We start from the raw sequence: 24,953 nt of genomic DNA, 5'->3' as shown, positions 1-24,953 counted from the left end.
CTGGCACCAGGCGCACAACTCCATAGTTCGACGCGGTCGCGGAAAGCGCTTCCACCGGCGCTGACCGGACCGCCGTACCCGAAAGAGGTGTACGCGATGTCGAGATCCCGGCGCGCTGTCGCCGCGACCGCCGCCCTGCTGGCGGCGGTACTGGCCAGCAGCGTGGCCGTTCCGCCGGCGCAGGCCGGCGGCAAGAAGCCACGTGACGTCCACCCGTCCCTGCGACACCACCTCGTCGCCTTCTACGACTTCGACCACCCGGTCCGGGGCGACTCCGCCCGGGAATCCGACCAGGGTCGCTCCGGCACCACGATCGACCTGGTCAACGGCGGTGCCGCGATGCGGGTGCCGGACCGCGCCTATCCCGGCAGCGGGCGGGCCCTGCAGACCCGGCAGGTCAACCCGACCGAGGCCGGCAACGACGACTGGAAGGCCGGGATCTACTCGGCGACCGGCGTACCGAGCCTGCGGGCGTTCAACGCCGTCGAGGGCATCACCGTCATGGGCTGGGTCAAGATGACCGGCGAGAACCCGAGACCCAACTCCAACACCGCCAACCCCGACGACCGGTTCAACGCGATCGGGCTGGCCGGCGTCCTGACCGGTGACTCCGACGGGCACGGCGTACGGGCGCTGCTCGAACTCATCGACGTGAACGGCGAACTGCGGCTGGTCGCGCTCGGCCGGCGACTGGACGGCGGCAACTCGCAGACGTACGCGGCCAGCGAGGACTGGCGTACCCTGCTGCCGGTCGGGGAGTGGGTCTTCCTCGCCGCCACCTTCGACTTCACCACCGGGGCGATGGCGCTCTACCGCAACGGGAAGCCGATCGACGGCTTCTACACCCGTACCGACGACCCGTGGCTGGTCGCCGGGCCGGGCGAGCACCGTACGACGGCGACCGACCCCCGTGGCATCAAGATCGGTGGCAGTTTCCCGCAGGACACCCGGGAGCAGAACCCCTGCGACTGCCGGATGGACTCGCTGATGTTCCTCGACCGGGTCGTCTCCGCCCGCCAGGTCGAGAAGCAGTACCGCCACCTGACCGGGTGACGCTGACCCCCACCCGAACCCCCCCCGTCCCCGAGATTGGAGTGACCCGCGTGCGCACCTCATCTCCGCCACGCCTCCGCAGATCCGTGACGGCGGCCTCGCTCACCGCCGCCGCCCTCGTGCTGAGCACCCTGGTCGGGACCGGGCCGGCGCAGGCCGCCGACCCGATCTACGACCCGGTACCGGAACAACAGACCCAGTCGCGGCTCGGCCTCGTGCTCACCGAGTTCGCCGCGTTCCCGAAGTCGGAGCCGAACCCGGCACCCGTCGACGCCCGACTGATGCGACAGGCCCGGATCAACACCATCATGGAGCTGCCCGACGGCTCCGGGCGGCGGGCCGTCCCCGACCTCAACGGCAGCCTCTACCTCGTCCGACCCGGCGGCACGCCGTACGTCTACCTCGACGTGGCAGCCACCTTCGCACCTCGGTTCTTCTCCGGACGCGGCCTCGGCCAGGGCTTCGGCTACGTCGCCTTCCACCCCGAGTTCAGGCGCAACGGCAAGTTCTACACGGTGCACACCGAGGCGGCCTCCTCGACGACCGTGGTGCCGGACTACTCCCAGAGCAGCGTCGTCTACCACGGCATCATCACCGAGTGGACCGCCACCGACCCGACCGCGGAGACCTTCGCCGGCACCCACCGGGAGGTGCTGCGGATCGGCTTCGGCGGCCAGGTGCACGGCATCCAGGAAATCAACTTCGACCCGACCCGGAAGAAGGGCGACCGCGACCACGGCCTGCTCTACATCGCGGCCGGTGACGGCGGCACCGGGGTCCGCAACACCGACCCGCAGAACCTGGCGATGCCGCACGGCAAGCTGCTGCGGATCGACCCGCTCGGCACCAACGCCCCGAACGGGCGCTACGGCATCCCGCCGTCGAACCCGTTCGTCGGGCAGGCTGGTGCGCTCGGCGAGATCTACGCGGTCGGCATGCGGGATCCGCACCGGTTCAGCTGGGACCGCAAGACCGGCAAGATGTATCTCGGCCACATCGGCGAGCACGCCATCGAGGCGATCTACGAGGTGAAGGCCGGCGACAACTTCGGCTGGAGCGAGCGGGAGGGCGCCTTCGTCTTCGACAAGACGTCGACCGCCCCCTGTGACAAGATCTTCCCGCTGCCGGCCGACGACGCGCAGTACGGGTACACGTACCCGGTCGCCGCGTACGACCACGAGCCGGCCCCCGGCTGGAACTGCACCTCGGACGTCGGCGTCGCGGTGGCCGGCGGATTTGTCTACCGGGGTCGGGACGTGCCCGCGCTGCGCGGCAAGTACGTCTTCGGCGACCTGGTCGACGGCCGGGTCCTCTACACCGAGGTCGACCAGATGCGCCGGGGTCGCGACCTGGCCCCGATCCACCGGCTCGCGCTCTTCGACGCGGCCGGCACCCCGGTCCGGATGCAGGACCTCTCCGGCCCCGGGGCGCCCGGCGACCCGAACCGGGTGGACCTGCGGTTCGGCACCGACAACCAGGGCGAGCTGTACATCCTCGCCAAGGCGAACGGCAGGGTCTGGAAGGTGACCGGGACCCGGGAGTACGCCGCCGCCAAGGTCGGCGCCACGTGGGTCCGGGACACCATGCGGCCGTCCAACTGGGCGCCGGTCACCCCGGCGAAGTGGATGTTCACCGGTGACAAGGTGGTCCTGGCCGAGGCCGGTGTGCAGCGTCCGGGTCCGCGGCGTCCGTTCGAGTACGCGGTGCTGACCGCCGGACCGGAGTTCGGCGCGGTGGAGATCCGGGCCGACGTCCGGCTCGACACCCCGGTCGAGGTGACCAACCGGGACGTGATCATCGTCTTCGGCTGGCGGTCGGACACCGAGTTCTACTACGCACACCTCTCCACCGACAACACGATCCTGCCGCACAACGGCATCTTCAAGGTCAACAATGCTGACCGGGAACGGCTCGACTACCAGTGGAACGGACGCTCGGAGGGCGCCGCGCCGGCGGTCACCGACGCGAAGTGGCATGAGGTGCGGGTCAAGCACCTGCCGGCCACCGGCGAGATCGGTGTCTACGTCGACGGTGCAAAGGACCCGCTGATGACGGCCCGGGACACCACGTTCGGCTCCGGGCGGGTCGGTTTCGGCTCCTTCGACAACGTCGGCAGCCTGCGTGACCTGACCGTCCGCGGCACGCCGGCGGTCTGAGCCCGGACCGGCCGGCCGGGCCCTCGGCAGTCGGCGGGGATTCCGCCCGAGCCCGCGGTCCGGTCCGCCCCCGTGGCCGGACCGGACCGCCCAGGTCGGTCACCGCCACCCGACTACGGTCGGGTGGCGGTGACCAGCCAGTTGGCGCCGGGGATCCGGACCCCGTCCGGCTCCTGGTAGGGGCGCAGCGCCTCGACCAGCAGCGTCCGGGCCAGCTCCGGGGTGAGGTCGGGGGAGCGTTCGAGGACCGCCCGGACCGGTCCGGAGCCGAGGTAGAAGCCGGTGGCCTCGGCCAGGTCGGTGCCGAACGCCATCGGCAGGTCGAGCGGTTCCGGGCGTACCTCCCGGAAACCGGCGTCGGTGAGCAGCGCGGTGAGCTGCGCCGGATCGGCCAGCGAGAACATCGCCGAGTCGGGCAGCCGGCCCGCACCGCCGTCCAGCGCGGCGATCGGCACCACGTACCAGGCGTTCGCGGTCATCTCGCGGGGACAGAGGAAGACGAGTCGACCCCCGGGCCGGAGCGCACGGCCGATGTTGCGGAACGCGGCGACCGGATCGGCGAAGAACATGATGCCGAACTGGCTGACCGCCACGTCGTACTGGCCCTCGGCGAACGGGTACACCTGGGCGTCACCCTGCTCGAACGTCACGTTGTCCAGGCCCGCCGCGCCCGCCGCCGCCCGGGCCCGCTCCAGCATCACCGCGGAGAGGTCGAGGCCGAGGGCGTGCCCGTGCGGTGCGAGCCGGGCGGCCATCCGGGTGCTCTCCCCGGTGCCACAGCCGATGTCGAGGAGCCGGGTCGTCGGCCCGATCCCGGCGGCGACCAGCAACGCTTCGGTCAACTCCCGGTTCACCGGGTCGCCGTCGTTGTGCTCGGCCCAGTGCGCACCCTCGGCGCCGTTCCACGCGACGTCCTGCTCCGTGTTCACGATCCGCGTCATCCCGGTCCCTCTCGTCCGCGTCGCTCCGGTTGAGCCCACCAACCAAGCGTCGGCCCGGTCAGGCATGCGGACAACTGCGGATCGGTCGGGGGTGGCATAAGCTCCGTGCATGCTGGACACCTGGTCCCTGCGGGTGCTCGTCGAGGTCGGCGAGCACGGCTCGTTCTCCGCTGCCGCGTCGGCGCTGACCCTGACCCAGCCCGCCGTCTCCCGACAGATCGCCGGCCTCGAACGACGCCTCGGCGTACCGCTGTTCAGCCGGGTGCCGCGCGGGGTCCGACCGACGCCGGCCGGGGCGGTCGCCATCGAACTCGCCCGCGACGCCCTGGACCGGCTGCGTGCCCTGGAGGCCCGCCTCGCCTCCTTTGCCAAACTGGCCACCGGCGACCTGCGGCTGGCGGCGTTCCCCAGCGTCAACACGTACCTGGTGCCGGAGGCGATCCGCCGGTTCGGCGAGCTTCATTCGGGCGTCACGCTGAGCCTGCGGCAGACCGACCGGGACCGGCCACTGCACGCGGTCCGCAACGGCGAGATCGATCTGGCGCTGGTCACCGGCTGGCACCTGTACGCGGACCCGGAGGAGGCCAGGTACGTCGGCGCCGACCCGCCCCGGACCGAGGGCCTTGGTACGCCCCGGAACGAGGGCCTCGGTGCGCCCCGGGCCGAGGTCGAGGGCGTCGACCTGCTGCCCCTGTGCGACGAGGAACTCCAGGTGCTGCTGCCGGCGACGCACCGGCTGGCCCGGCGTCGACGGATCCGACTGTCCGAGCTGGGCGACGAGAACTGGATCGACGGTGCCTATCCGGACTGTCTCGGGCCGATCGCCCCGCTCGCCGAGGCGCTCGGCGGCCCGCCCCGGATCGGCTTCTGGTGCGACGACTGGAACGGCAAGGCCGCCCTGGTGGCGGCGGGTGCCGGCGTCGCGCTCGTACCGACCCTGGCACAGCCCGGTCTGCGTCGGGACGTGGTGGTGCGGCCCACCATCCCGACGCTGCCGACCCGCCCGCTGTACGCGGCGACCGCCGTCGCGGAGTACCGTTCGCCGGCTGCGGCGGCGATGCTGGTTGTCCTCGGCGAACTTACCCGCCAGGGGATCCGTCCGACGTCGGCGCGGCCGACCCGAAGACCATCCGGAAGTGCGGCAGCGCGAGGGTGAGGAGCGGGCGGCGACCGGAGAGGTGGGCAAGCGGTCCGGCGGGATCGATCTCCCAGGTCGTGACGGCCGTGCCCACGGTGGTGCGGCACCCTACCCGGGTGGTGCGGACCCGACCGCCGAGCAACTGGGCCACCCGGAACCCGACCGGCCAGCGTCCGGGCAGCCGACGCCCCGGCCGGACCAGTGCCCGGGCGACCGGTCCGCGAGGCGTCCGGGCCGACGTGGTGATGTCCTCCACCGCTGTTCCGGTCGTCGGGCCGTCGTCGCCGATCTCCAGCTCGGCCAGCTCCTTCGGGATGCCCCACAGCTCACGGCCGCCGTCCCGGGAGGCCACACTGTCCACCCAGATGTGCGTGATGCTGACCCGGGGCCGCAACCCGGCCCGGACCAGCAGGGCCGAGAGCAACTCGCGGTAGTGCAGCACCCCGCCGGGCTCGTATCCCACCCAGGCGGCCCCGACCAGCCCGCGACCGGCGATCGTCACCGGCCGGACCGCCCGGGCCAGCTCTGCCGGCAGCCGGGGGAGCTCCGCCCGACGCAGTGCCCAGACCGAGACGTACATCCGGCCACGCAGCCGCCACGGCTCCGGTGGATAGCGCATCATGACCGCCTCGGATCGACTGAACCCTCACCAGTGGCCGGCCCGCCGGTCCCGCCGGGCCCGCCCGTCCGGGTCGTAGATGACACGGTAGGCGGGGACCGCCCAGAGCCGTTGGTGCCACGGCAGCCGCCTGGTCCGGTGCGGGCGGAGCCGACCCGGCGGTCGGGCACCCCGACGGCCACGCTCGTGCCAGGCCTGTAGCGCGTCGGCGGCCCGGTCGACCGCCCGGACCCTCGAGTCGGGATCCAGCAGGTCCCGGTCGTCGGTGACGTCCAGGTGCTCGCGGAGCAGGGCCAATCGCAGATCGCGGGCGAACCGTCGCCGATCGTCGGCCCGTCGGCACGCAGCCGCTGGTCGGGGTCGTCGTCTCCACCGTAGGCCCGTCGCCACCGGCCCGCACCCGGTCACCAACCGGCCGACCGGGTCGACGCCGCGCGGATCCGGTGGGGACCGGCGGCGCCGGCCGCGCTCACCACGTTCGCGGCGGTGGGGGAGGGCCCGGTACGGGTGGGTTGCCGAAACCGCCCGCCACCTGCGCCCGTCGGCGGGCCCGACGGCCACTGCCCACCATCAGCAGGCCGCCGACCAGCATGAGCAGGGCGATCAGCCCGAACACACCGATCACCACCACGGAGGTCCTGTCCCACGGCTGGGCGATGCGCCGGGGCGTACCGTCGTCGCCGGGGCCGAAGTGCTCACCCGCGCGCTCCTTGCCGACCATGACAAACGGCTGCGGTTTCACCTTGGCCGCCGCACGCAACGCCTTCTCGGCGTCGATCACGCCGTACCCGGTCTCCGGATCGTGCCGGTCCGGATGCGAGGCGGTGCGTTCGAGCAGTTCGACGACCTGACGTGGGGCCAGCTTCGGGTACTTGGCCAGGATCAGCGCGGCGACTCCGGAGGTCAACGCCGTCGCCTGCGAGGTGCCCTGACCGGATTTGCGGCCGGTCGAGTTGAACTCGGCACCCCAGATCTGCACGCCGGGCGCGGCCACGTCCACGTACGAGTGGACGCTGGAGAACGGCGCCCGAGCACCGGTCGGGGTACTCGCGGCGACACCGAGCACCCCGGGATAGCCGACCGGATAGCTGACCTGGTTCAGGTGCCTGGCATCGTTGCCGGCGCCCGCGACCACCACGATCCCCTTGCCGAGCGCGTACTGGACCGCCAGCATCTCGTCGGCGTCGTACGCGCCGATCAGGGACTCCGTGCCGAGCGAGAGCGAGATGACCCGGACCTCGGCGGTGTCCGCCGCCTGCCGGATGGCCCGGGCCAGGGTGGTTCCCGGTATCCCGGTCTCGAAGTCCGGGTCCTCGGTGTCCCGGATCGCTCGTAGTCCGAGCACCTTCGCGTCCGGGGCGACGTCAAGCACGTTCGAGGCCATGATCGTGCCGTGTTGGCCGTACCACGACTCCTTCTGGTCGGTCTCGTTGAGGAGGTCCGGCCCCTCGGTGGCACGCCCGTCCAGCAACGGATGCTCGGTGCGGATCCCGGTGTCGATCACCGCGACCGTGATCCCGTCACCACGGCTGATCCGGTGCGCGGCCGGGACCGAGAGTGCGTCGAGTTCCCAGCCCTGGCCGGCGGCGAGGGCCGGTGTCGCGGAGAACAGCAGCACCGTACCGACACCCACACTGACGACGGTCCGCGCCGCCGCCCGGCACCACCGGCTCATTGCCCTTTCACCGTGTTGTCGAAGGTACGTGAGTACGCACCGAGCAGGTCGCGGGCGAGGATCTGGTAGACCCGTAGCTCCTGTTCTCCGGTGTGCTTCCAGTCGGCGGGCAGTTTGCCGTACCGGCGGTTCGGGTCGGCCGGGCCGACGGTGATCGCCGCGAGGTACGGGCCGAAGGGACTGGCTCCCTCGGTGCCGCCGCCGTACCCCAGCTTCTTCTGCCATCCCGCGGCGGCGGTCTTCGGCACCGCCACCGGGATCACCATCGGTCCCGGCCTGTCCGCCACCACGCTGAACCCCGCCCCGGTGATCGTCGCCACCTGATCGTTCGAGCCGACCACACAGAGCGCGATGGTGGCCGCCGCCTCGCCTCCGGTGTCGACGTAGGTCGCCCGCAGGGCGGTGGTGCAGCCTTCCCTGACCGCGATCTCGGCAAGTTTGGCGACCAACGCCTCCGTGCAGTCGCTTTCCTCCGCGACGCCCTGGCGTACCCAGCCCCTCGAATGCTGTCCGAGGGTTGACGGCTCGTTCAGCACGTCCGGGAAGATCTCGTCGGCGCGCAGGTTGTGCCAGGCGAGCGGGATGAACGCGTCGTTGCTGATCTGGATCCGGCGGTTCTTGATCTCGTTGGCGACCAGTCCGCCGGCGGCCAGGAGCGGGAACACGGCGAGCACCGCGGCCAGCACACCGATCACCCGGCGCTTGCGGCCACGCTGCCTACCTCCCGCGTCTGGCGGCTGCGCGGGATGTGCTGGCGGTGGCGCCGGATATCCCGGTGGCGGCGCATGGTGTGCCGGCGATGGCGCGGCATATCCCGGCGGCGCGGCATATCCCGGCGGCGTCGGATGTCCCGTCGGCTGCGGTGGGTAGCCCGCCGGTGCGGGATGTACCGGCGGTGGGCCGACGGTGGGACCGGCCCCGGTCGGCGGTGGAGCACCGGGAGCGCCGGGAGCGCCGGGCGGGAACCCCGCTGGCGGATAGGGCTGCGGCTGCCCGTACGGCGGCGGTTGGTGGTACGGATAGGACGGCTGTGACAACGCGGCGCTCTCTTCCCGCCCCTGAGCCACGTCGGGGCGATCACGAAAATCGGGGACCCGTGACGATGATCAACTGGTGATGTTATACCGATGCGTTCGGTAGGCCCTCGGCGTCGCTCGGGTGAGGAACGGCGGTTGGCGTGGGATGACGCGACTGGACCCGGGGGGTCAGCCGGTCGGTGCCCGGTGTTTCGCGGTCGCGGTGTCCTGGTGGCCCGGCCACCAGGCGGCGTGACCGAGCAGCGCGGTGATCGCGGGGGTGAGGAAGAGCGACATCACGAACGCGACGATGGCGATGCCGACCGAGATGGCGAAGCCCATCTGGGTGAGGGTGCTGTTGCCGGCCAGCATCAGCGAGGCGAACGTACCGGCCAGGATGAGGCCGGCGGCGGCGATGGTCGGTCCGGCGTGCCGGATCGCCATCGCGGCGGCGTCCCGGGGGTTACGTCCCTCCCGGGCCTCCTCACGGAGCCGGGCCACCATCAGGATGTTGTAGTCGGTGCCGAGCGCGACCACGAACAGATACATGATCACCGGCAGGATGAAGATCAGACCGGGTTCGCCGAGCGCGTCCTGGAAGAGCAGGACCGTGGCACCCAGCGTCGCGGCGAAGCCGAGGCCGACCGAGAGCATCAGATACCAGGGCGCCACGACGCTGCGCAGCAGCAGCCCCAGGATCACCATGATGAGCACGGCGGCGACCGGGAAGACGACCGCGTAGTCGCGGTTCACCGCGGCCTGGATGTCGACGAAGACCGCGGTGATGCCCCCGACGAACGCGCTCGTGCCCTCGGGTTCCGCCGCGTGTGCGGTGTGCCGCAGCGGGCCGCGTACGGTGCGCAGCGCCGCCGCGGACTGCGGGGTGTCGTCGAGGGTGACCTGGAAGTTCGCCACCGTCCGGTCGGCCGAGAGGGTCGGCGGGGCGACCTGGCCGACGCCCGGCACCCCGGCCAGTTCCGTCCGGTACGCGGCCAGCCGGTCGGCTGGCAGCGGTGCTCCGGTGTCCGAGCGCAGGAAGACGTTGGACGGTTCGGTCGCCCCGGCCGGCAGCCCTCTGAGCAGCTCCCGGCTCCACCGGTTGGACTCCGACTCGGTGGCGGTCGAGCCGCTGCTCAGGTCGAAGTTGGGGTGGAAGCCGAAGGAGAAGACCGCGAGCACGATCAGCGCGGCACCGGAGACCGCCGCGTACACCGCCGGTCGGCGGCCGAGGGAGCGGCCGAGCGCGGCGAACCGGGCTCCGCGCGGCTCGCGCCGCCACGCCTGGGACGGCCAGAACACCTTCGTGCCGAGCAGTGACACCAGGGCCGGGATGAGGGTGAGGCCGGCGAGCAGGGTGGTGGCGACGGCGATGGCCAGCGCGGGGCCCAGGGACCGGAACAGGCCCAGCGTCGACAGGGTCAGGGCGAGGAAGGCGATGATGACCGCCCCGGCGGCCGACGCGATCGCCTCGCCGGCCCGGGTGACCGCGCTGACCATCGCCGTCTTGGGATCCTCGCCGAGTCGCAGCCGTTCCCGGTAGCGGAACATCAGGAACAGGATGTAGTCGGTGCCGACGCCGAACAGCACGACGATCAGCATCGCGCTCACCGAGCTGTCGGTCTTCAGGTCGAACGCCTCGTTGGCCCAGGCGATCAGACCGGTCGCGATCTGGGAGATCAGGCCGATGGTGAGGACCGGGAGCAGGGCGATGATCGGGCTGCGGAAGATGATCAGGAGCAGCACCACGATCAGGCCGATGGTCGCCACGCCGATGATCAGGTTGGCCCGGTCCCCGGACTTCTCGGCGTCGAGCGCCTGGGCGGCCGTACCGGTGATGCCGGCCTTGAGGCCGGAGCCGGCGAGCTGGTCGCCGAGCGCGTCGCGTAGTGCCTGGACCGCCTTGGTCTGGGCCCGGTCGCCCGGGCCGCTCTGCGGGGTGAGTTGGACCGCGATGATCTGGATCAACCGGTTGGGTGACGGCGGTGTCGGGGTGAGCGCGCGGACGTCGGGGATCTGCCGGGCGGCCAGGGCCTGCCCGATGGCCGCGACCTTCGCCGCGTCGGCGTCGGTCAGCGCCGCGTCGTCCTGCCGTTCGAAGACGATGATCGCGGCCGGTGTGGCGGCCTGGGGGAAGGCGGTCTGCTGCAGTTCGGCGGCGCGGATCGACTCGTAGTGCGAGGGCAGGAAGGACGCCTCGTCGGTGGTGGCGGTCAGCCGGGGCGCGGCGCCGATCACCGCCGCCGCGATCACGACCCACGCGAGGATCACCCAGACCGGGTGACGGACCACGAACCGTCCCACAGGGGCGAACACGGCGGCACCTCTCGTGGTCGACGACTCTCTCTCCGTGATCAAGCTAGTCGTTCGGCCGGGTGTCCTGCGGTGAGTTCACCAGCTTTGCCCTGGTACGCGCGATGGCCCAGGGGTTATCCCGCCAGGTTGTCCGGTTGGAGCCCTTGCCGGACGTGGCGGGCGGCGCTATGTTGTTCTCCAGTTGAGAAATACTCGATCTGAGAATGACTGGGTGATGGACGTGGAGTCGCAGTTCCTGGCCGAGTACGACCCGACGGCCTATCCGTCGGTCGCGGTCACCGTCGACGTGGTGGTGCTGACCATCCGGGACGGGGCACTCAGCGTGCTGCTCGTCGAACGTGCCGAGCATCCGTACCAGGGGCGCCTCGCCCTGCCCGGCGGATTCGTCCGCGACGAGACCCTCGACGAGGCGGCCCGCCGCGAACTGTCCGAGGAGACCGGGCTGCGCCCCGGCGAGGACGCGCTGGCCCGGGTCCACCTCGAACAGCTCCGCAGCTACGGGGACCCGGGCCGGGATCCGCGGATGCGGGTCGTCTCGGTGGCCTACCTGGCCTTCGCGCCGAGCCTGCCGGACCCGCGTGCCGGCGGCGACGCCGCGAAAGCCGGCTGGTTCCCGGTCGAGACGGCCCGGGACCTGGCCTTCGACCACGACACCGTGCTCGCCGACGGACTGGAGCGCGCCCGCGCCAAACTCGAGTACAGCCCGCTGGCCGCCGCGTTCCTCGGACCGGAGTTCACCATCGCCGAACTGCGCGCCGTCTACACCGCCGTGTGGGGGGAGCAGCTGCACGCCGGCAACTTCCACCGCAAGGTGCTCTCGGTGCCCGGGTTCGTGGAGAGCACCGGGGGAACCACCAGCCGGGGCGGCGAACGCGGTGGGCCCCGGGCCCGGCTCTACCGGAAAGGCGACGCCGTCCTGCTGCACCCGGCACTGCTCCGGCCCACCCGTGAGGAGCAGGTGAGATGACCTCGACGAGGCCGGTCGATTTTGACGACGCCGTCGCGCTGGTCCAGCGGACGGACGATCCCGCCGAGGTGTTCGTCGACGGGGTCACCACGTACCGCCGACTGGTGAAGCTCCTGCACCCCGACGTGGCGCCGGCCGGCCGTACCGCCGTCGCCACCGCGGCCATGGCCCGGCTCGCCGCGCTCTGGGCCGCGACCACCCCCGTCATCCAGACCCGCCGACGCCGCTGGGTCGTCGGCACCGGCCACACCACCGGTGACCTCACCACCCTGCGCGAGGTCACCGACGGCGACCTGCGCGGCCTGCTCAAACTGCCCCGCGACCCGGCCGACAACGACCTGGTCCGAGCCGAGATCGACGCGCTCACCCGGCTCGCCGCCGAGGGCGACCCGCGACATCGGGCGTACGCGCCCCAACTGCTGGACACCGTCACACACGACGACCCGGCCACCGGGGTACGCCGTACCGGTCCGGTGCTGGAACACCTCGCCGGCTTCGTCAGCCTCGCCGAGGTGGCCCGGCACTTCCCCGACGGGCTCGACCCGCGCGACGCCGCCTGGATGTGGCGACGGCTGCTGGTCGGTCTCGGCTGGGCGCACCGGGCCGGCCTCGTGCACGGTGCGGTCCTGCCCGAACACGTCCTCGTCCACCCCGCCGCACACGGGCTCGCCCTCGTCGACTGGTGCTACTCGGTCCGGCCCGGCGAACGGATCCCCGCGATCGTCGCCCGCCACCGCGACCACTACCCGCCCGAGGTTTCGGGACGGCGACCCGCCACCCCGGCCACCGACCTCTACGCCGCCGCCGACCTGATGACCCGACTGATCGGCCCCCGACTGCCGGCACCACTGCGCCGCTTCGCCGACGGCTGCCGGCTCGACCGCCCGGCCATGCGCCCCGACGACGCATGGCGTCTCCTCGCCGAACTCGACGACCTGCTGCACCAGCTCTACGGCCCCCGCCGCTTCCGACCCTTCACCCTGCCGGCCTGACCAGAGGATCAGCCGGGATCACCCTGCCGGCCTGACCAGAGGATCAGCCGGGATCACCCTGCCGGTCTGACCAGAGGATCAGCCGGGATCACCCTGCCGGTCTGACCAGAGGATCAGGCCCCCACCCCGAAAGGAACCTGTCATGGGCAGTGGACGTTGGTCCACCGACGTGTACGCGGCCGCCGCGAGCTACCGCGCGGCCACCGGTACGAGCGCCTTCGCGTACAGCGACAGCGGTGCCCGCACCGTGCATCCCGACCTCGACCCGCGCGGCGTGACCGACCGGGAGAGCCGGGACAGTGCCGAACACCCCACCTCGACGCCGATCGCCGTGCTGTTCGACGTCACCGGCTCGATGCGGGCGGTGCCCCGGGTGCTGCAGGCCAAGCTGCCGCAGCTGCTCGGGCTGCTGCTCCGCAAGGGCTACGTCACCGACCCGCAGATCATGTTCGGCGCGATCGGTGACGCCACCTGTGACCGGGTGCCGTTGCAGGTCGGCCAGTTCGAGTCGGACAACCGGATGGACGACCAGCTGGCGAAGATCGTGCTGGAGGGCGGCGGTGGCGGGCAGCGCACCGAGTCGTACGAGCTGGCGATGTACTTCATGGCCCGGCACACCGCGTTGGACAGCGTGCGGCAGCGCGGCCGGCGCGGCTACCTGTTCCTGATCGGGGACGAGTTGCCGTACGACCGGGTCAAGCCGGCCGAGGTCCGCAAGATCATCGGCGACGAGCTGGCCGAGCCGATCCCGGTCAAGGAGATCGTCCGCGAGCTGTCCCGCAGCTTCGAGGTCTACTACATCCTGCCGAGCGGAGCGAGCTACGCCGGCGACGCGGGCATCCTGGACGCCTGGCGGGACCTGCTCGGCCAGAACGTGCTGGAACTCGACAACCTCGACGCGGTCTGCGAGACCATCGCGCTCACCATCGGCCTGGCCGAGGACTCCATCGACCTCGACACCGGACTGCGTGACCTCGACGACGTCGGTTCCACCGCCGGTCCGTCGGTCGGCCGGGCGTTGGCGCCGCTGCGTCGAGACCTGGTCGCCCGGACCTCGGTGCCGCTCACCGGCCTGCGGTCCGGCAGCGGCGACGGGACCATCCGGCTGTGACACACGTGGTCGTGGTCGACCTCGGCTACGGCGACGCGGGCAAGGGCACGACCGTGGAGTGGGTCTGCGCGCGACAGCCGGTCACCGCGGTGATCCGGTTCAACGGGGGTGCGCAGGCCGCCCACAACGTGGTGACGCCGGACGGGCGGCACCACACCTTCGCCCAGTTCGGGTCGGGGACGCTGGCCGGCGTCCCCACCCACCTGTCGCGGTTCGTCGTGGTCGACCCGCTGGCGCTGGCGGCCGAGGCCGAGCATCTGGCCCGGCTCGGCGTACCGGACCCGTTCGGGCTGCTCACCGTGGACGGCGACGCGTTGCTGGCGACGCCGTGGCACCGCGCCGCCAACCAGGTCCGGGAGCTGCGTCGGGGTGCCGGGCGGCACGGTTCGTGCGGCCTCGGCGTCGGCGAAACCATGCGGTACGCGTTGACCTGGACCGACGCGCCCCGGGCCGCCGACGTACGGGACCCGGCCCGGCTGCGTCGCCGGTTGACCGCGGTACGCGACCGGCTCGTCGACGAACTGCGGTCCGCCGACACCCCGCCGGTCGACGCCGCCTCGGTCGGGGCGGCTCTGCTGCGCGACTGTCCGCCGGTCGACGACGTGATGGCGGCGTTCCAGGCCTTCGGGGCGGCGGTGCCGGTGGTGGACGGAGAAGCCGTCCGGCGTCGCCTGCTCCGGGCCGGGCCCTGCGTCTTCGAGGGCGCCCAGGGGGTGCTGCTCGACGAGTGGTACGGCTGGCACCCGTACACCACCTGGTCGACGACAACCTTCGACAACGCGGCAACCCTGCTCGCCGAGGCGGACCAGTCGGCGCTGCGGCTCGGCGTGGTCCGGACGTACACCACCCGGCACGGCGCCGGCCCGTTGGTGACCGAGGACCCGACGCTGTCCGTTCCGGAGCCGCACAACGGAACCGGCTGCTGGCAGGGGCCGTTCCGGGTCGGGCACTTCGACGCGGTGGCCCACCGGTACGCGGTGCAGGTCTGCGGCGGGGTGGACGCGCTCGCGGTGACCCACGCCGACGTACCGGAACGGACACCCGCGCTGCGGATCTGCACCGGTTACGAGGTGGCCGGGACGCCGCTGCGGCAGCTGGTGCCCGGCCGCCGGGGTGACCTGACCCACCAGGCGCGGCTCACCGACCTGCTCCGGCAGGCCGGGCCGGCGGAGCTGCACCGGCCGGACGACTGGCCGTCGGCGATCGGTGAGCTGCTCGGCCTGCCGGTGCTGGTGACGTCGTACGGCCCGCGCGCCGGCGACAAGCACCCCGGCGCGCTCGCCCGCCGGCTCGACGCCGAGGTCGCAGCGGCCGGGCGGCCCGGGTAGGTCGGCGACGACCGACCCACCCGAGCCGCCCGGTGCCGCTGCCCGGGGCGCCGGCCCCGGGCAGCCACTCAGCCGAGCGGATTGAGCAGCTCGGCCCGGCCCTCGAAGGCGAACAGCAGCAGGTCGACCATCCGGAACCGCGCCTCGTCCGGGCCCAGGGTCGGCCGCCAGGCCGGGTCCCGCAGGATGGAGTCGCGGCTGCCCTCGATGGCCCGGTGGAACACCTCGGCGACGATCCGGGCACCGACCCCGTCGAGCCGCCCGCCGTTGAACTCGGCCTCGCGCAGGATGTAGAACCACAGTGGCGTGTTGCTGGTCAACGCGTCCTTCTGCGCGTCGCTCAGCCCGTCCAGCACGGCACCGTCGGCGCCGTGCAGGATCTCGTCGGGCTTGAGCGGCACCAGGTCGAGGAACTCGGCCATCTGCTGACCGCTGGCGAGCCGGACCATGACGGCCCGGGTCAGGTTGCGGAAGGCGAGGTTCCGCTCGAGGTCGGTCGGCGCGGTGCCGCGTCCGCCGAAGGACCCGAGCGGCAGGTTGCGCAGCGGGTCCACCAGCAGGGTGTCGATCCGCCGGGTCAGGTTCAGCCCGGGACCCTCCCGCTCCGGGTCGACCACCAGGTCGTCGCGGCCGGCCTCGGCGAAGTCGTAGAGCCGGCGGAAGTCGGCGATCCAGTTCGTCGGCAGCCGTTCGAACGAGCCGGACTCGGGATCGTCGAGCGCGCCGTCGGGGGAGAGGTTGCCGCTGGTTCCGGAGAACTGGAACAGCAGCTCCAGGGTGCCGGCCGGGAAACCGGTGGTGGTCCCGGTACGGAAGATCCGGTTCCAGTCGTACACCTCCCGGACCATGCTGTGCCCGAGCCGGTACGCCGCGACGGAGAACTCGATCGGCATGGTCGGCCGGTCGCCCGGCTGCACCCAGCGGCCCCGGTTCCGGCGGTCGTAGCCGGGGGAGACCTCGAAGAACCGGCGCCCGTTGGTGAAGACGTCGTCCACCACCTCGGGCGAGACGATCCGGGGCAGGAAGTCGGTGCGCAGCATCCACTGGTAGTGCTTCACCACGACCGACCGGGCGGCCCGGAACAGCGCCGGCCCGGCGAGGCCGCCGCTGGCGAGCTGGTCGACCACCCGGTTGTGGAACCGGATGAACGCCAGGTGGGTCTGGGCCACCGCGAGGTTCTCGTCGTTGCGGGCGTCCGGGATCAGCGCGGCCCGGCGCTCCCGCTTCGTTGAGCCCAGCCCGGACCGGGGCAGGTCGAAGCCGTCGAGGTCCTGGTTGGCGGCGGGGTCGACCGGCGGCGGTCCGGAGACCGCGGCGGTCCGCCCCACCAACAGGTGCACACCGTCGTCGGCGTAGAAGGTCCGGTCGTTCCGGTCGGTCGGGCCGCGCCCGTAGAGCGAGTCCAGGTCGAGCGCAGGCGACCGGCCCTGGAGCAGGTCGTCCACCGAGACGTCCGAGCCGAGTGCGGCGGCGGTGGCGTCCATGGTCAGGTCGTGGTCGACGAACTGGCCGAGGTAGGTGTAGCCGGCGGGAACCGCCGGGTCCGTCGAGTCGGTGGAGACGCCGGCGACCATCGCCCGGGCCAGTGCGGCGCGTAGTTCCTCCGACGGCTGCTCACCCTGCGGGCCGAGCCGGGAGAACCGGAACTTGCGCAGCTCCGCGGTTGTCGACGGCCGTCGCGCGGTCGGCTGCCGTTGCGCGTCGAAGGAGAGCAGGCCCTCGCCCTCGACGAGGTAGTCCTCCCGCATGTGCCGTTTCATCAGTCGTTCCTCCCTCGTGACGACCGGCGGCCGGCCGGGCCACCCGACAGCGGAGGACACCAATGGAAAATGCGCACGATTACGCGCGGAAAAGAGCCCCCGTGAACGTCCGCGATCGGCGCGGACCAGTCGATGTGGCGCGGTTCGGAATGCCGGTCTGGTCGACTGACCCCAGAGTCCGTCGCGTGTGCCGCAGCGTCCACCTACTGTCGACGTTGCGACTCCGGCAACCCAATCCAATTACGATTTGAATTTGCCCGATTACTCTCCGGAATTGATGTCCGGGTCTACGGCGTCTCAATCTTCAACGGGTACGGGACGAAGGTGCTGCGGTTCTCGTCCAGGTCCAGCCGGCGGCCGATCGGTGCGGCGGCCCGCTGCGGGCAGGTCAACCGCTCGCAGGTCTTGCAGCCGGGCCCGATCGGGGTCGCCGCCCCGGTCGCCTGCAGGTCCCGCCCGGCGGAGTAGACGAGCCGCCCGGCGTGCCGCAACTCGCAGCCGAGCCCGATCGCGAAGACCTTGCCCGGCTGGCCGTACCCGCCGTGGTGCCGGGTGACGGTCCGGGCGATCCAGAGATAGCGCTGCCCGTCCGGCATCGCGGCCACCTGGGTCATCACCCGGCCCGGTGCGCTGAACGCCTCGTAGACGTTCCAGAGTGGACAGGTGCCGCCCGAGCGGGAGAACGGGAAACCGGTCGCCGACTGGCGTTTGGACATGTTGCCGGCCCGGTCGACCCGGACGAAGGAGAACGGCACGCCGCGCGCCCTCGGCCGCTGCAGGGTGCTCAGCCGGTGGCAGACACTCTCCCAACCCATCACGAAGTGGTCGGTGAGCAGCCCGATGTCGTACCGCCGGGTCTCGGCGGCCTCGAGGAACTCCCGGTACGGCAGGATCAGCGCGGCGGCGAAGTAGTTGGCCAGCCCGACCCGCAGCAGGATCTGCGTCTGTACGTCGTAGATCCGCTCTTCCTCGATTATTTCGTCGATGACGTCGGCGTATTCCAGCAGGGCGATCTGGGCACCCATCCGGATCGCCTCCTGCCCGGAACGCAACGACGTCGACAGGTGCAGGGTGCGGCTCTGCGGCCGGTAGCGGTGCAGTTCCCCGGCGAGCGCGTCGGTCTCCTCGCGCACGATCCGTACCCCGTGCCGGTCGGCGAGCCGGTCGGTCAGCGCGGACCGGGCCTCGCCGCGCCGGATCCCGATCTCGGCGGCCAGCGCCTCGGCCGCCTCGTCCAGGTCCGGCACGTAGTTCTGGCGCCGGTAGAAGAAGTCGCTCACCTGGTCGTGCGGGCTGCGTCCGGGGACCAGCTCCCGGTCGCCGACCACCTCGGCGAGCTGGTCGTTGGTCTGCCGGTAGCGGCGGTAGAGGTCGATCACCGCCTCGGCGACCTCGGGCAGTTTGCCGGCCAGCTCGGTCAGGTCGGGCAGGGTGGCCCGGGCCGGCAGTGCCTCACGCAGTTCGGCCACCAGCCGTGGCGTGTCGTGCGGGGCGAAGTACGCGGTGTCGACACCGAAGACCTCGGTGATCCGGATCAGCACCGGCACGGTGAGTGGCCGGGTGTCGTGTTCGAGCTGGTTGAGGTAGCTGGGGGAGATGCCGAGCTGGCGGGCCAGTTCGATCTGGCTGACGCCGTGCTCCTCGCGCAGCCGCCGCAGTCGCGGGCCCGCGAACGTCTTGACCATGGCGCCTCCCAACGCCGCTGATCGGCTTACATTAACACAACTGTTAAGAATGCCTTTCGCAACTTCGCAAAATAGGGGTGGTGGATTTTCAATAATTCGCTGTTTCCGTATCTCGACCCCTCGATCGAGCCCGTGTCATGGTTTCGGTCAAACACCGGTGAACGGTACGTGATCACCGACCCCGAAGGAGCACACGATGAGCACGCCGGTCGAACAGTTGCGGAAAGAGTGGGCCACCGACCCGCGGTGGCGGGGCGTCGAGCGGAGCTACCGGGCCGAGGACGTCGTCCGGCTGCGCGGTGTGGTCACCGAGGAACACACCCTTGCCCGCCGGGGCGCGCAGCGACTGTGGCGGCTGCTGCACACCGAGGACCACCTGCCCGCGCTCGGCGCGCTGACCGGCAACCAGGCCGTGCAGATGGTCCGGGCCGGCCTCAACGCGATCTACCTCTCCGGCTGGCAGGTCGCCGCGGACGCCAACCTGGCCGGCCAGACGTACCCGGACCAGAGCCTCTACCCGGCGAACTCGGTGCCGGCGGCGGTCCGCCGGATCAACAACGCCCTGCTGCGCGCCGGCCAGATCGAGACCGCCGAGGGAGTCGAGCCGTCGGTCGACTGGCTCGCCCCGATCGTCGCCGACGCCGAGGCAGGCTTCGGTGGCGTGCTCAACGCGTACGAGCTGATGACCGCGATGATCGTGGCCGGCGCGGCCGGGGTGCACTGGGAGGACCAGCTCGCCAGCGAGAAGAAGTGCGGCCACCTCGGCGGCAAGGTGCTGATCCCCACCGGGCAGCACATCCGGACCCTCTCCTCGGCCCGGCTCGCCGCCGACGTCGCCGGTGTCCCCTCCGTGATCATCGCCCGTACCGACGCGCACGCCGCGACGCTGCTCACCACCGACACAGACGAGCGGGACCAGCCGTTCCTCACCGGCGAGCGGACCGCCGAGGGCTTCCACCGGGTCCGCAACGGACTGGAGCCGTGCGTCGCCCGGGGACTGGCGTACGCGCCGTACGCCGATCTGCTGTGGATGGAGACCAGCACCCCGGACCTGGAGCTGGCCCGCCGTTTCGCCGAAGCGATCAAGGCCGAGTACCCGGACCAGCTGCTCGCCTACAACTGTTCGCCGTCGTTCAACTGGCGCCGGCACCTCGACGACGCCACCATCGCCAAGTTCCAGCGGGAGCTGGGCCACATGGGGTACAGATTCCAGTTCATCACCCTGGCCGGATTCCACGCCCTCAACTACTCGATGTTCGAGCTGGCCCGGGGCTACGCCACCGGCGGGATGCCGGCGTACGTCGCGCTGCAGGAGCGTGAGTTCGCCGCCGAGCCGGCGGGCTACACCGCGGTCCGGCACCAGCGTGAGGTCGGCACCGGCTACTTCGACCTGATCAGTACCGTGCTCAACCCCACCGCCGAGACCACCGCGCTGCGCGGCTCGACCGAGGAGGAGCAGTTCGGCACCGAGCGGAAGTTCGGCCCGGAGCGGGACGGAGTGCCGGCATGAACATCCAGATCAGCGGCCCGATGGCCGACCGCTACGACGAGATCCTCAGCCCCAAGGCGCTGGACTTCCTGGTCGCGCTCGACCGCGAGTTCGCCGCCCGCCGGGTCGCGGTGCTGGACACCCGGCGGGCCCGACGCGCCCGGTACGCCGAGGGGCAGCTCCCCGGCTTCCTGCCCGAGACGGCGGCCGTTCGGGCCGACCCGGACTGGCGGGTCGCAGCACCCGCCCCCGGACTGGTCGACCGCCGGGTGGAGATCACCGGACCCACCGACCGGCGGATGACCGTCAACGCGCTCAACTCCGGGGCCCGGGTCTGGCTGGCCGACTTCGAGGACGCCCTCACCCCGACCTGGCACAACGTCATCGACGGACAGCTCAACCTGGTCGACGCCATCGACCGGCGGATCGACTTCACCGACGGTCGCGGCAAGCGGTACGTGGTCGGGTCCGACCCGGCCACCATCGTCGTCCGGCCGCGGGGCTGGCACCTGGTGGAGAAGCACCTGGTCGTCGACGGCCGGCCGATCTCCGCCAGCCTGGTCGACTTCGGGCTCTACTTCCTGCACTGCGCCCAGCGGCAGCTCGACGCCGGCAGCGGCCCCTACTTCTACCTGCCCAAACTGGAGGACCACCGGGAGGCGCGGCTCTGGAACGACGTGTTCCGCTTCGCCCAGCGGTACCTCGGCATCCCGCAGGGCACCATCCGGGCCACCGTGCTCGTCGAGACGATCACCGCCGCCTTCGAGATGGAGGAGATCCTCTACGAGCTGCGCGAACACGCCGCCGGGCTGAACGCCGGCCGCTGGGACTACATCTTCAGCATCATCAAAAACTTCGGCCACCGGGACGACTTCCTGCTCCCGGACCGGGGTGCGGTGACGATGACGGTGCCGTTCATGCGGGCGTACACCGAACTGCTGGTCCGGACCTGTCACCGGCGCGGCGCGCACGCCCTCGGCGGGATGGCCGCCTTCATTCCCAGCCGCGACCCCGAGGTCAACAGCGTGGCGCTGGCCAGGGTCCGGGCGGACAAGGAGCGCGAGGCGGCCGACGGCTTCGACGGCTCCTGGGTGGCCCACCCCGGCCTGGTGGAGATCTGCCGGGAGACCTTCGACGCGGTGCTCGGCGACCGCCCGCACCAGCTCGGGCGGCTCCGCGACGAGGTCACCGTCACCGCCGACGACCTGCTGGCGGTCGACCGGACACCGGGACGGGTCAGCGCGGCCGGCCTGCGGGGCAACATCGCGGTTGCGCTGCGTTACCTCGACTCGTGGCTCGGCGGCACCGGTGCCGCCGCCATCTTCAACCTGATGGAGGACGCCGCCACCGCAGAGATCGCCCGCTGCCAGGTCTGGCAGTGGCTGCACCACGCGACGCCGCTGGCCGACGGCGGACGGGTCACCTCCGACCGGGTCCGCGCGCTGGTCGCCGACGAGGTCGCCGCCCTCTGTGCGGAACGCCCGCCGGCCGACCGACAGCGGATCGCCGACGCGGCGGCGATCCTCGAACGCACCGCCCTCGCCGACGACCTGCCGGCCTTCTTCACCACCGAGGCCTACGCCCGCCACATGTAGGGACGGGCGCCTTCCCGTTCGGGTGAAAAGGGGGCCCTTTCCGACGTGTCAGGCCACCCGGGCGACCGCCCCGGCCGGCGGATCCGGTACGACACCCGGGTGCAGGACCGCCGCGAGCGCCTCGACCCCGTCGACCAGCCGGGGCCCGGGGCGTACCACGAGTCCGTCGGCGTCGATGGCCCAGACCGCTACGCCGGGCAGCCGCTCGGCGACCAGCCGGGCCTGTCCGACCGCACCCTCCAGGTGGAATCCACAGGGGGAGACGATCACCAGGTCCGGGGCGGCGCCGGCAAACTCCTGCCATGTCGTCTGGACCGACCGGGCGCCGGGCCGGGCCGCGACCGGTTCACCGCCGGCGGCCCGGACCAGGTCCGGAACCCAGTGACCGGCGGTGAACGGCGGTTCGACCCACTCCACCACCGCGACCCGGGGCCGGGGGCGTCCGGCGATGGCGGCGGCGACCGTGCCGAGCCGGGTACGCAGCCCCACGACGAGGGCCTCGGCCCGGTCCGGTACGCCGGTCCGGCTCCCCACCGCGACGATGGTGTCGAGCACCTCGTCCAGGCTGTACGGGTCGAGGGAGAGCACGTCGGACCGGCACCCGAGGTAGTCCAGGGCGTTCTCCACCTGGCCGGAGGGGAGCGCGCAGACCCGGCAGAGGTCCTGGGTCAGGATCAGTTCCGGGGCGAGGTCGGCGAGCGCGTCCGCGTGCAGCGTGTAGAGGTCCTCGCCGGCGGCCATCCGCGCCTTGACGTAGTCGTCGATCTCGCCGGGGCTCATGCCCCGGGTGTCTCGGCCGCCGACCACGACGGTCTTGTCGGTACGGGCCGACGGCGGTTCGTCGCACTCGAAGGTGACACCGACAAGGTCGTCACCGAGCCCGAGTGCGTAGACGATCTCGGTGGCGGATGGCAGCAGGGAGACCAGACGCATGTCCCCATCGTGCCGGGCCGGATGACACCCGGATCACCCGGCCCGGTCGTCCGATGCCCGGAGGTTGTCGTCAGGTCAGCCCTGGCGGGCCTTCCAACGCGGGTTGGTGCGGTTGACCACCATCACCCGGCCGTGCCGGCGTACCACCACCGAGCCCGGCTTCTGCTTCAACGCCCGCAGTGAACTACGAACTCTCATGGCCATCCTCCTCGGCTCAGGTCCGGAAACTGGTGTCCGTACGCCGAGCACAACGTCGGGGGAGGCGGTCGGGATTCCGGCGACCGATGGACCGCTGGGTGGTATGAGGTGTCATGTCCGGTTTTAATCGGCGACCCGGGAGTACGCCGTGACCTGGTCGATCCGCAGCCGGACCAGCAGCTCACCCGGTACGGCGTTGCGGGCGCCGAACTCCTCGGCGTGCTCCTCGCCGAGATAGCGGGCGGCGAGCCGGGTGGCCCAGTACCGCATCTCGTCCAGGTTCTCGCTGATCGTCGCCCGGCCCCGCAGGGTGACGAAGGCGAACGGTGGGTTCTCGTCGTCGACACAGAGCGCGGCCCGGCCGTCCCGGAGCAGCGCCCGGCCCTTCACCGAGGTCTTCCCGGTGTTGAAGACCACGTCGTCACGGTCGAGCAGGAACCAGATCGGCACGATGTGCGGCGAACCGTCGGCCCGTACGGTGGCGACCTTGCCGGTCCGGGTCCCCGCCGACACGAAGCTCCGCCATTCCTCCCCGGTCATCCGATGCGCCATGTGCCCATAATGCCCTTTGTCCCGACCTGGGTGGATCGTGCTTGGTAAAAACCTCGGAAGTGCGCCGCACCACCGCTGTTCAGAAGTACGTGTGCAGCACGTCGACCACGGTGTCGGTGTCGTCCAGGACCGGGATGTACCGCCACTTGTCGAAGGCGGTGCACGGGTGGGAGATGCCGAAGCAGACCAGGTCCCCGGGGTGCAGGTCGACGTCGGGCGGCGCGGCGAGGAAGGCGTGGTGGTCGTTGAGTCGGGTCACGGTCACGCCGGTCACCTCCGTGACCGAGCCGGAGGCCCGGCGGACCCGCAGCGGCACCGGGAGGCCCTCGTCGTACGGCGCATCGCGCTTGCCCATGGCGACGATCGCCAGCCCGGGTTCCGGGGTGGAGATGACCTGGGCCCAGAGTTCCAGCGCCCCGGCCAGCGACCCGTCCTCCGGACTGCGCCGGAACGGCGTGTGTGCGGCGTAGAAGCCGTGGTCGTGGCTGACGTACGCGCCGCTGCGCAGCACCACCCGCAGGTGACGGCCGGGGAGCCAGGCGCCGCCGAGCCGGTCGGCCACCACGTCGAACCAGGCGCTGCCCCCGGCGCTGACGATCACCTCGTCCGGTAGCAGCCCCCGGGCGGCCAGCTCGACCGTCGCCTCCCGGGTCCGGTCGAGGTACGTCGCCACCTCCGTCGCGTCCCGCAGGCCCCCCTCGTACGCGGTCACGCCGTCGAGGCGTACCCGGGCGGTGTCGGCGACCGCCTCGGCGACCTCGACCAGTTGCCGGATGGTCCGACAGCCGGTCCGGCCGCCGGCGTGGCCGAGTTCCGCGAGGACCCGTACCGCTGGGCCGTCCGGCCGGTCGGCGAGGGTGGTGCCGATCGCCTCGACCCCGGCGACCGAGTCCACGAAGAGGTACGCCTCGAAGCCCCGGTCGAGTTCGCCGGCCAGCCAGCGCAGTGGCACCGGGTCGAGCAGTTGGTTGGCGAGCAGCACCCGGGGCACCCCGAGGTGTCGACAGACGAGCAGCTGGTTGGCGGTGGCCACGGTGATCGCCCAGGCTCCGCCGGCGAGTTGGGCGGCGAACAGCGACGGGGCCATGGTCGTCTTGCCGTGCGGGGCGAACGAGAAGCCGTGCCGGGCGCAGAAGTCGGCCATCGTGGTGAGGTTGTGGTGCAGGGCGCTACGGCGGGCGACCAGCGCCGGCCAGCTGACGGCGCCGTCGAACAGCCGGTGGCCGGCGGCGACGAACTCGCTGGCCCGGATCGGTGGTCCCGGCTGCCAGAGGCCCTTGGCCCGCCAGTCGAGCGGTGGCTCGTCGAGGTCCTCGCGCAGCACCGGCCCGCCCTCCCGGTTCGCCTGATCAGGTTCGGATGTGGCTCGCTGTTGGCAGCTGAGATTGCCGGCTCGCCCGCGCCACGTCAACCTCGGACGGCCAGAAGTGGG

Annotated in this window: 21 protein-coding genes; 9 read left to right on the top strand and 12 right to left on the bottom strand. The window is 71.8% G+C overall.

Going from position 1 to position 24,953, the window contains the following annotated elements:
- Positions 1 to 96: 96 nt before the first annotated feature.
- Entirely contained in the window at positions 97 to 1,053 is a 957-nt protein-coding gene (locus tag ABGB05_RS27130) for a LamG-like jellyroll fold domain-containing protein (RefSeq protein ID WP_347656687.1), read from the top strand.
- A gap of 86 nt (positions 1,054 to 1,139) precedes the next feature.
- The gene (locus tag ABGB05_RS27125; protein WP_347656685.1) at positions 1,140 to 3,209 is read left to right on the top strand and encodes a PQQ-dependent sugar dehydrogenase; all 2,070 of its coding nucleotides are present in this window, start codon (positions 1,140 to 1,142) and stop codon (positions 3,207 to 3,209) included.
- 113 nt (positions 3,210 to 3,322) lie between these two features.
- Here the strand turns inward: ABGB05_RS27125 and ABGB05_RS27120 are convergent, their stop codons facing one another.
- A complete protein-coding gene (locus tag ABGB05_RS27120; protein ID WP_347656683.1) occupies positions 3,323 to 4,150 on the bottom strand; it encodes a methyltransferase domain-containing protein in 828 nt (275 codons plus the stop codon).
- A gap of 109 nt (positions 4,151 to 4,259) precedes the next feature.
- Here ABGB05_RS27120 and ABGB05_RS27115 point away from each other — a divergent pair, with 109 nt between their 5' ends.
- Positions 4,260 to 5,306 (top strand): LysR family transcriptional regulator, encoded by a 1,047-nt coding sequence (locus ABGB05_RS27115; protein WP_347656681.1) that lies wholly within the window; start codon positions 4,260 to 4,262, stop codon positions 5,304 to 5,306.
- Here the strand turns inward: ABGB05_RS27115 and ABGB05_RS27110 are convergent.
- The 5 genes from ABGB05_RS27110 to ABGB05_RS27090 all read right to left on the bottom strand — a co-directional run bounded on the left by ABGB05_RS27110 (position 5,230) and on the right by ABGB05_RS27090 (position 10,911).
- Positions 5,230 to 5,910, bottom strand: coding sequence for an acetoacetate decarboxylase family protein (locus ABGB05_RS27110; RefSeq protein WP_347656679.1), 681 nt, complete (start codon positions 5,908 to 5,910; stop codon positions 5,230 to 5,232). The two genes, ABGB05_RS27115 and ABGB05_RS27110, sit on opposite strands and share 77 nt — an antisense overlap.
- A gap of 24 nt (positions 5,911 to 5,934) precedes the next feature.
- Positions 5,935 to 6,204 (bottom strand): hypothetical protein, encoded by a 270-nt coding sequence (locus ABGB05_RS27105; RefSeq protein WP_347656678.1) that lies wholly within the window; start codon positions 6,202 to 6,204, stop codon positions 5,935 to 5,937.
- A gap of 172 nt (positions 6,205 to 6,376) precedes the next feature.
- Positions 6,377 to 7,540 (bottom strand): S8 family serine peptidase, encoded by a 1,164-nt coding sequence (locus ABGB05_RS27100; protein ID WP_347656676.1) that lies wholly within the window; start codon positions 7,538 to 7,540, stop codon positions 6,377 to 6,379.
- 38 nt (positions 7,541 to 7,578) lie between these two features.
- A complete protein-coding gene (locus ABGB05_RS27095) occupies positions 7,579 to 8,277 on the bottom strand; it encodes a hypothetical protein (protein ID WP_347656674.1) in 699 nt (232 codons plus the stop codon).
- Positions 8,278 to 8,787: 510 nt separating this feature from the next.
- Positions 8,788 to 10,911 (bottom strand): MMPL family transporter, encoded by a 2,124-nt coding sequence (locus ABGB05_RS27090; protein WP_347656672.1) that lies wholly within the window; start codon positions 10,909 to 10,911, stop codon positions 8,788 to 8,790.
- A gap of 214 nt (positions 10,912 to 11,125) precedes the next feature.
- Here ABGB05_RS27090 and ABGB05_RS27085 point away from each other — a divergent pair, with 214 nt between their 5' ends.
- The 4 genes from ABGB05_RS27085 (at position 11,126) to ABGB05_RS27070 (ending at position 15,309) form a co-directional block, all read left to right on the top strand.
- Entirely contained in the window at positions 11,126 to 11,878 is a 753-nt protein-coding gene (locus tag ABGB05_RS27085) for an NUDIX domain-containing protein (protein ID WP_347656707.1), read from the top strand.
- On the top strand, positions 11,875 to 12,870 hold the full coding sequence (locus ABGB05_RS27080; RefSeq protein WP_347656670.1) for a molecular chaperone DnaJ: 996 nt from the start codon (positions 11,875 to 11,877) through the stop codon (positions 12,868 to 12,870). Before ABGB05_RS27085 ends, ABGB05_RS27080 begins: the two co-directional genes overlap by 4 nt.
- Positions 12,871 to 13,012: 142 nt before the next feature.
- Complete coding sequence (locus ABGB05_RS27075) at positions 13,013 to 13,981, top strand: hypothetical protein (RefSeq protein ID WP_347656668.1); 969 nt, start codon at positions 13,013 to 13,015, stop codon at positions 13,979 to 13,981.
- The gene (locus tag ABGB05_RS27070; RefSeq protein WP_347656666.1) at positions 13,978 to 15,309 is read left to right on the top strand and encodes an adenylosuccinate synthetase; all 1,332 of its coding nucleotides are present in this window, start codon (positions 13,978 to 13,980) and stop codon (positions 15,307 to 15,309) included. Before ABGB05_RS27075 ends, ABGB05_RS27070 begins: the two co-directional genes overlap by 4 nt.
- 68 nt (positions 15,310 to 15,377) lie before the next feature.
- Here ABGB05_RS27070 and ABGB05_RS27065 read toward each other — a convergent pair whose 3' ends face one another.
- Positions 15,378 to 17,069: a heme peroxidase family protein gene (locus tag ABGB05_RS27065; protein ID WP_347656664.1), complete on the bottom strand. Its 1,692-nt coding sequence runs from the start codon at positions 17,067 to 17,069 to the stop codon at positions 15,378 to 15,380.
- A gap of 287 nt (positions 17,070 to 17,356) precedes the next feature.
- Entirely contained in the window at positions 17,357 to 18,754 is a 1,398-nt protein-coding gene (locus tag ABGB05_RS27060) for a short-chain fatty acyl-CoA regulator family protein (protein WP_347656662.1), read from the bottom strand.
- A gap of 196 nt (positions 18,755 to 18,950) precedes the next feature.
- Between ABGB05_RS27060 and aceA the strand changes: the two genes are divergently transcribed.
- Entirely contained in the window at positions 18,951 to 20,264 is a 1,314-nt protein-coding gene (gene aceA / locus ABGB05_RS27055) for an isocitrate lyase (RefSeq protein WP_347656660.1), read from the top strand.
- Entirely contained in the window at positions 20,261 to 21,838 is a 1,578-nt protein-coding gene (gene aceB, locus ABGB05_RS27050; protein WP_347656658.1) for a malate synthase A, read from the top strand. The genes aceA and aceB overlap by 4 nt, the downstream gene beginning before the upstream one ends.
- 48 nt (positions 21,839 to 21,886) lie before the next feature.
- On the opposite strand, the gene ABGB05_RS27045 is transcribed toward aceB, so the two are convergent.
- From ABGB05_RS27045 to ABGB05_RS27030, 4 genes are all read right to left on the bottom strand, one after another.
- A complete protein-coding gene (locus ABGB05_RS27045) occupies positions 21,887 to 22,771 on the bottom strand; it encodes an ABC transporter substrate-binding protein (protein WP_347656656.1) in 885 nt (294 codons plus the stop codon).
- Positions 22,772 to 22,846: 75 nt separating this feature from the next.
- Positions 22,847 to 22,969, bottom strand: coding sequence for a ribosomal protein bL36 (locus ABGB05_RS27040; RefSeq protein ID WP_347656654.1), 123 nt, complete (start codon positions 22,967 to 22,969; stop codon positions 22,847 to 22,849).
- Positions 22,970 to 23,092: 123 nt separating this feature from the next.
- A complete protein-coding gene (locus ABGB05_RS27035) occupies positions 23,093 to 23,521 on the bottom strand; it encodes a PPOX class F420-dependent oxidoreductase (protein WP_347656652.1) in 429 nt (142 codons plus the stop codon).
- Positions 23,522 to 23,600: 79 nt separating this feature from the next.
- On the bottom strand, positions 23,601 to 24,845 hold the full coding sequence (locus ABGB05_RS27030) for an alanine racemase (protein WP_347656650.1): 1,245 nt from the start codon (positions 24,843 to 24,845) through the stop codon (positions 23,601 to 23,603).
- Positions 24,846 to 24,953: the final 108 nt, after the last annotated feature.

Source organism: Plantactinospora sp. B5E13, assembly GCF_039871775.1.
Classification (GTDB): Bacteria; Actinomycetota; Actinomycetes; order Mycobacteriales; family Micromonosporaceae; genus Plantactinospora.
This window is presented reverse-complemented; position numbering and strand designations above follow the sequence as displayed.

Coding starts and splice junctions, on each gene's coding strand:
- ABGB05_RS27130 (WP_347656687.1), top strand. CDS start 97: ATGTCGAGATCCCGGCGCGCTGTCGCCGCGACCGCCGCCCTGCTGGCG.
- ABGB05_RS27120 (WP_347656683.1), bottom strand. CDS start 4,150: ATGACGCGGATCGTGAACACGGAGCAGGACGTCGCGTGGAACGGCGCC.
- ABGB05_RS27115 (WP_347656681.1), top strand. CDS start 4,260: ATGCTGGACACCTGGTCCCTGCGGGTGCTCGTCGAGGTCGGCGAGCAC.
- ABGB05_RS27110 (WP_347656679.1), bottom strand. CDS start 5,910: ATGATGCGCTATCCACCGGAGCCGTGGCGGCTGCGTGGCCGGATGTAC.
- ABGB05_RS27085 (WP_347656707.1), top strand. CDS start 11,126: ATGGACGTGGAGTCGCAGTTCCTGGCCGAGTACGACCCGACGGCCTAT.
- ABGB05_RS27080 (WP_347656670.1), top strand. CDS start 11,875: ATGACCTCGACGAGGCCGGTCGATTTTGACGACGCCGTCGCGCTGGTC.
- ABGB05_RS27075 (WP_347656668.1), top strand. CDS start 13,013: ATGGGCAGTGGACGTTGGTCCACCGACGTGTACGCGGCCGCCGCGAGC.
- ABGB05_RS27065 (WP_347656664.1), bottom strand. CDS start 17,069: ATGAAACGGCACATGCGGGAGGACTACCTCGTCGAGGGCGAGGGCCTG.
- ABGB05_RS27060 (WP_347656662.1), bottom strand. CDS start 18,754: ATGGTCAAGACGTTCGCGGGCCCGCGACTGCGGCGGCTGCGCGAGGAG.
- aceA (WP_347656660.1), top strand. CDS start 18,951: ATGAGCACGCCGGTCGAACAGTTGCGGAAAGAGTGGGCCACCGACCCG.
- aceB (WP_347656658.1), top strand. CDS start 20,261: ATGAACATCCAGATCAGCGGCCCGATGGCCGACCGCTACGACGAGATC.
- ABGB05_RS27045 (WP_347656656.1), bottom strand. CDS start 22,771: ATGCGTCTGGTCTCCCTGCTGCCATCCGCCACCGAGATCGTCTACGCA.
- ABGB05_RS27040 (WP_347656654.1), bottom strand. CDS start 22,969: ATGAGAGTTCGTAGTTCACTGCGGGCGTTGAAGCAGAAGCCGGGCTCG.
- ABGB05_RS27035 (WP_347656652.1), bottom strand. CDS start 23,521: ATGGCGCATCGGATGACCGGGGAGGAATGGCGGAGCTTCGTGTCGGCG.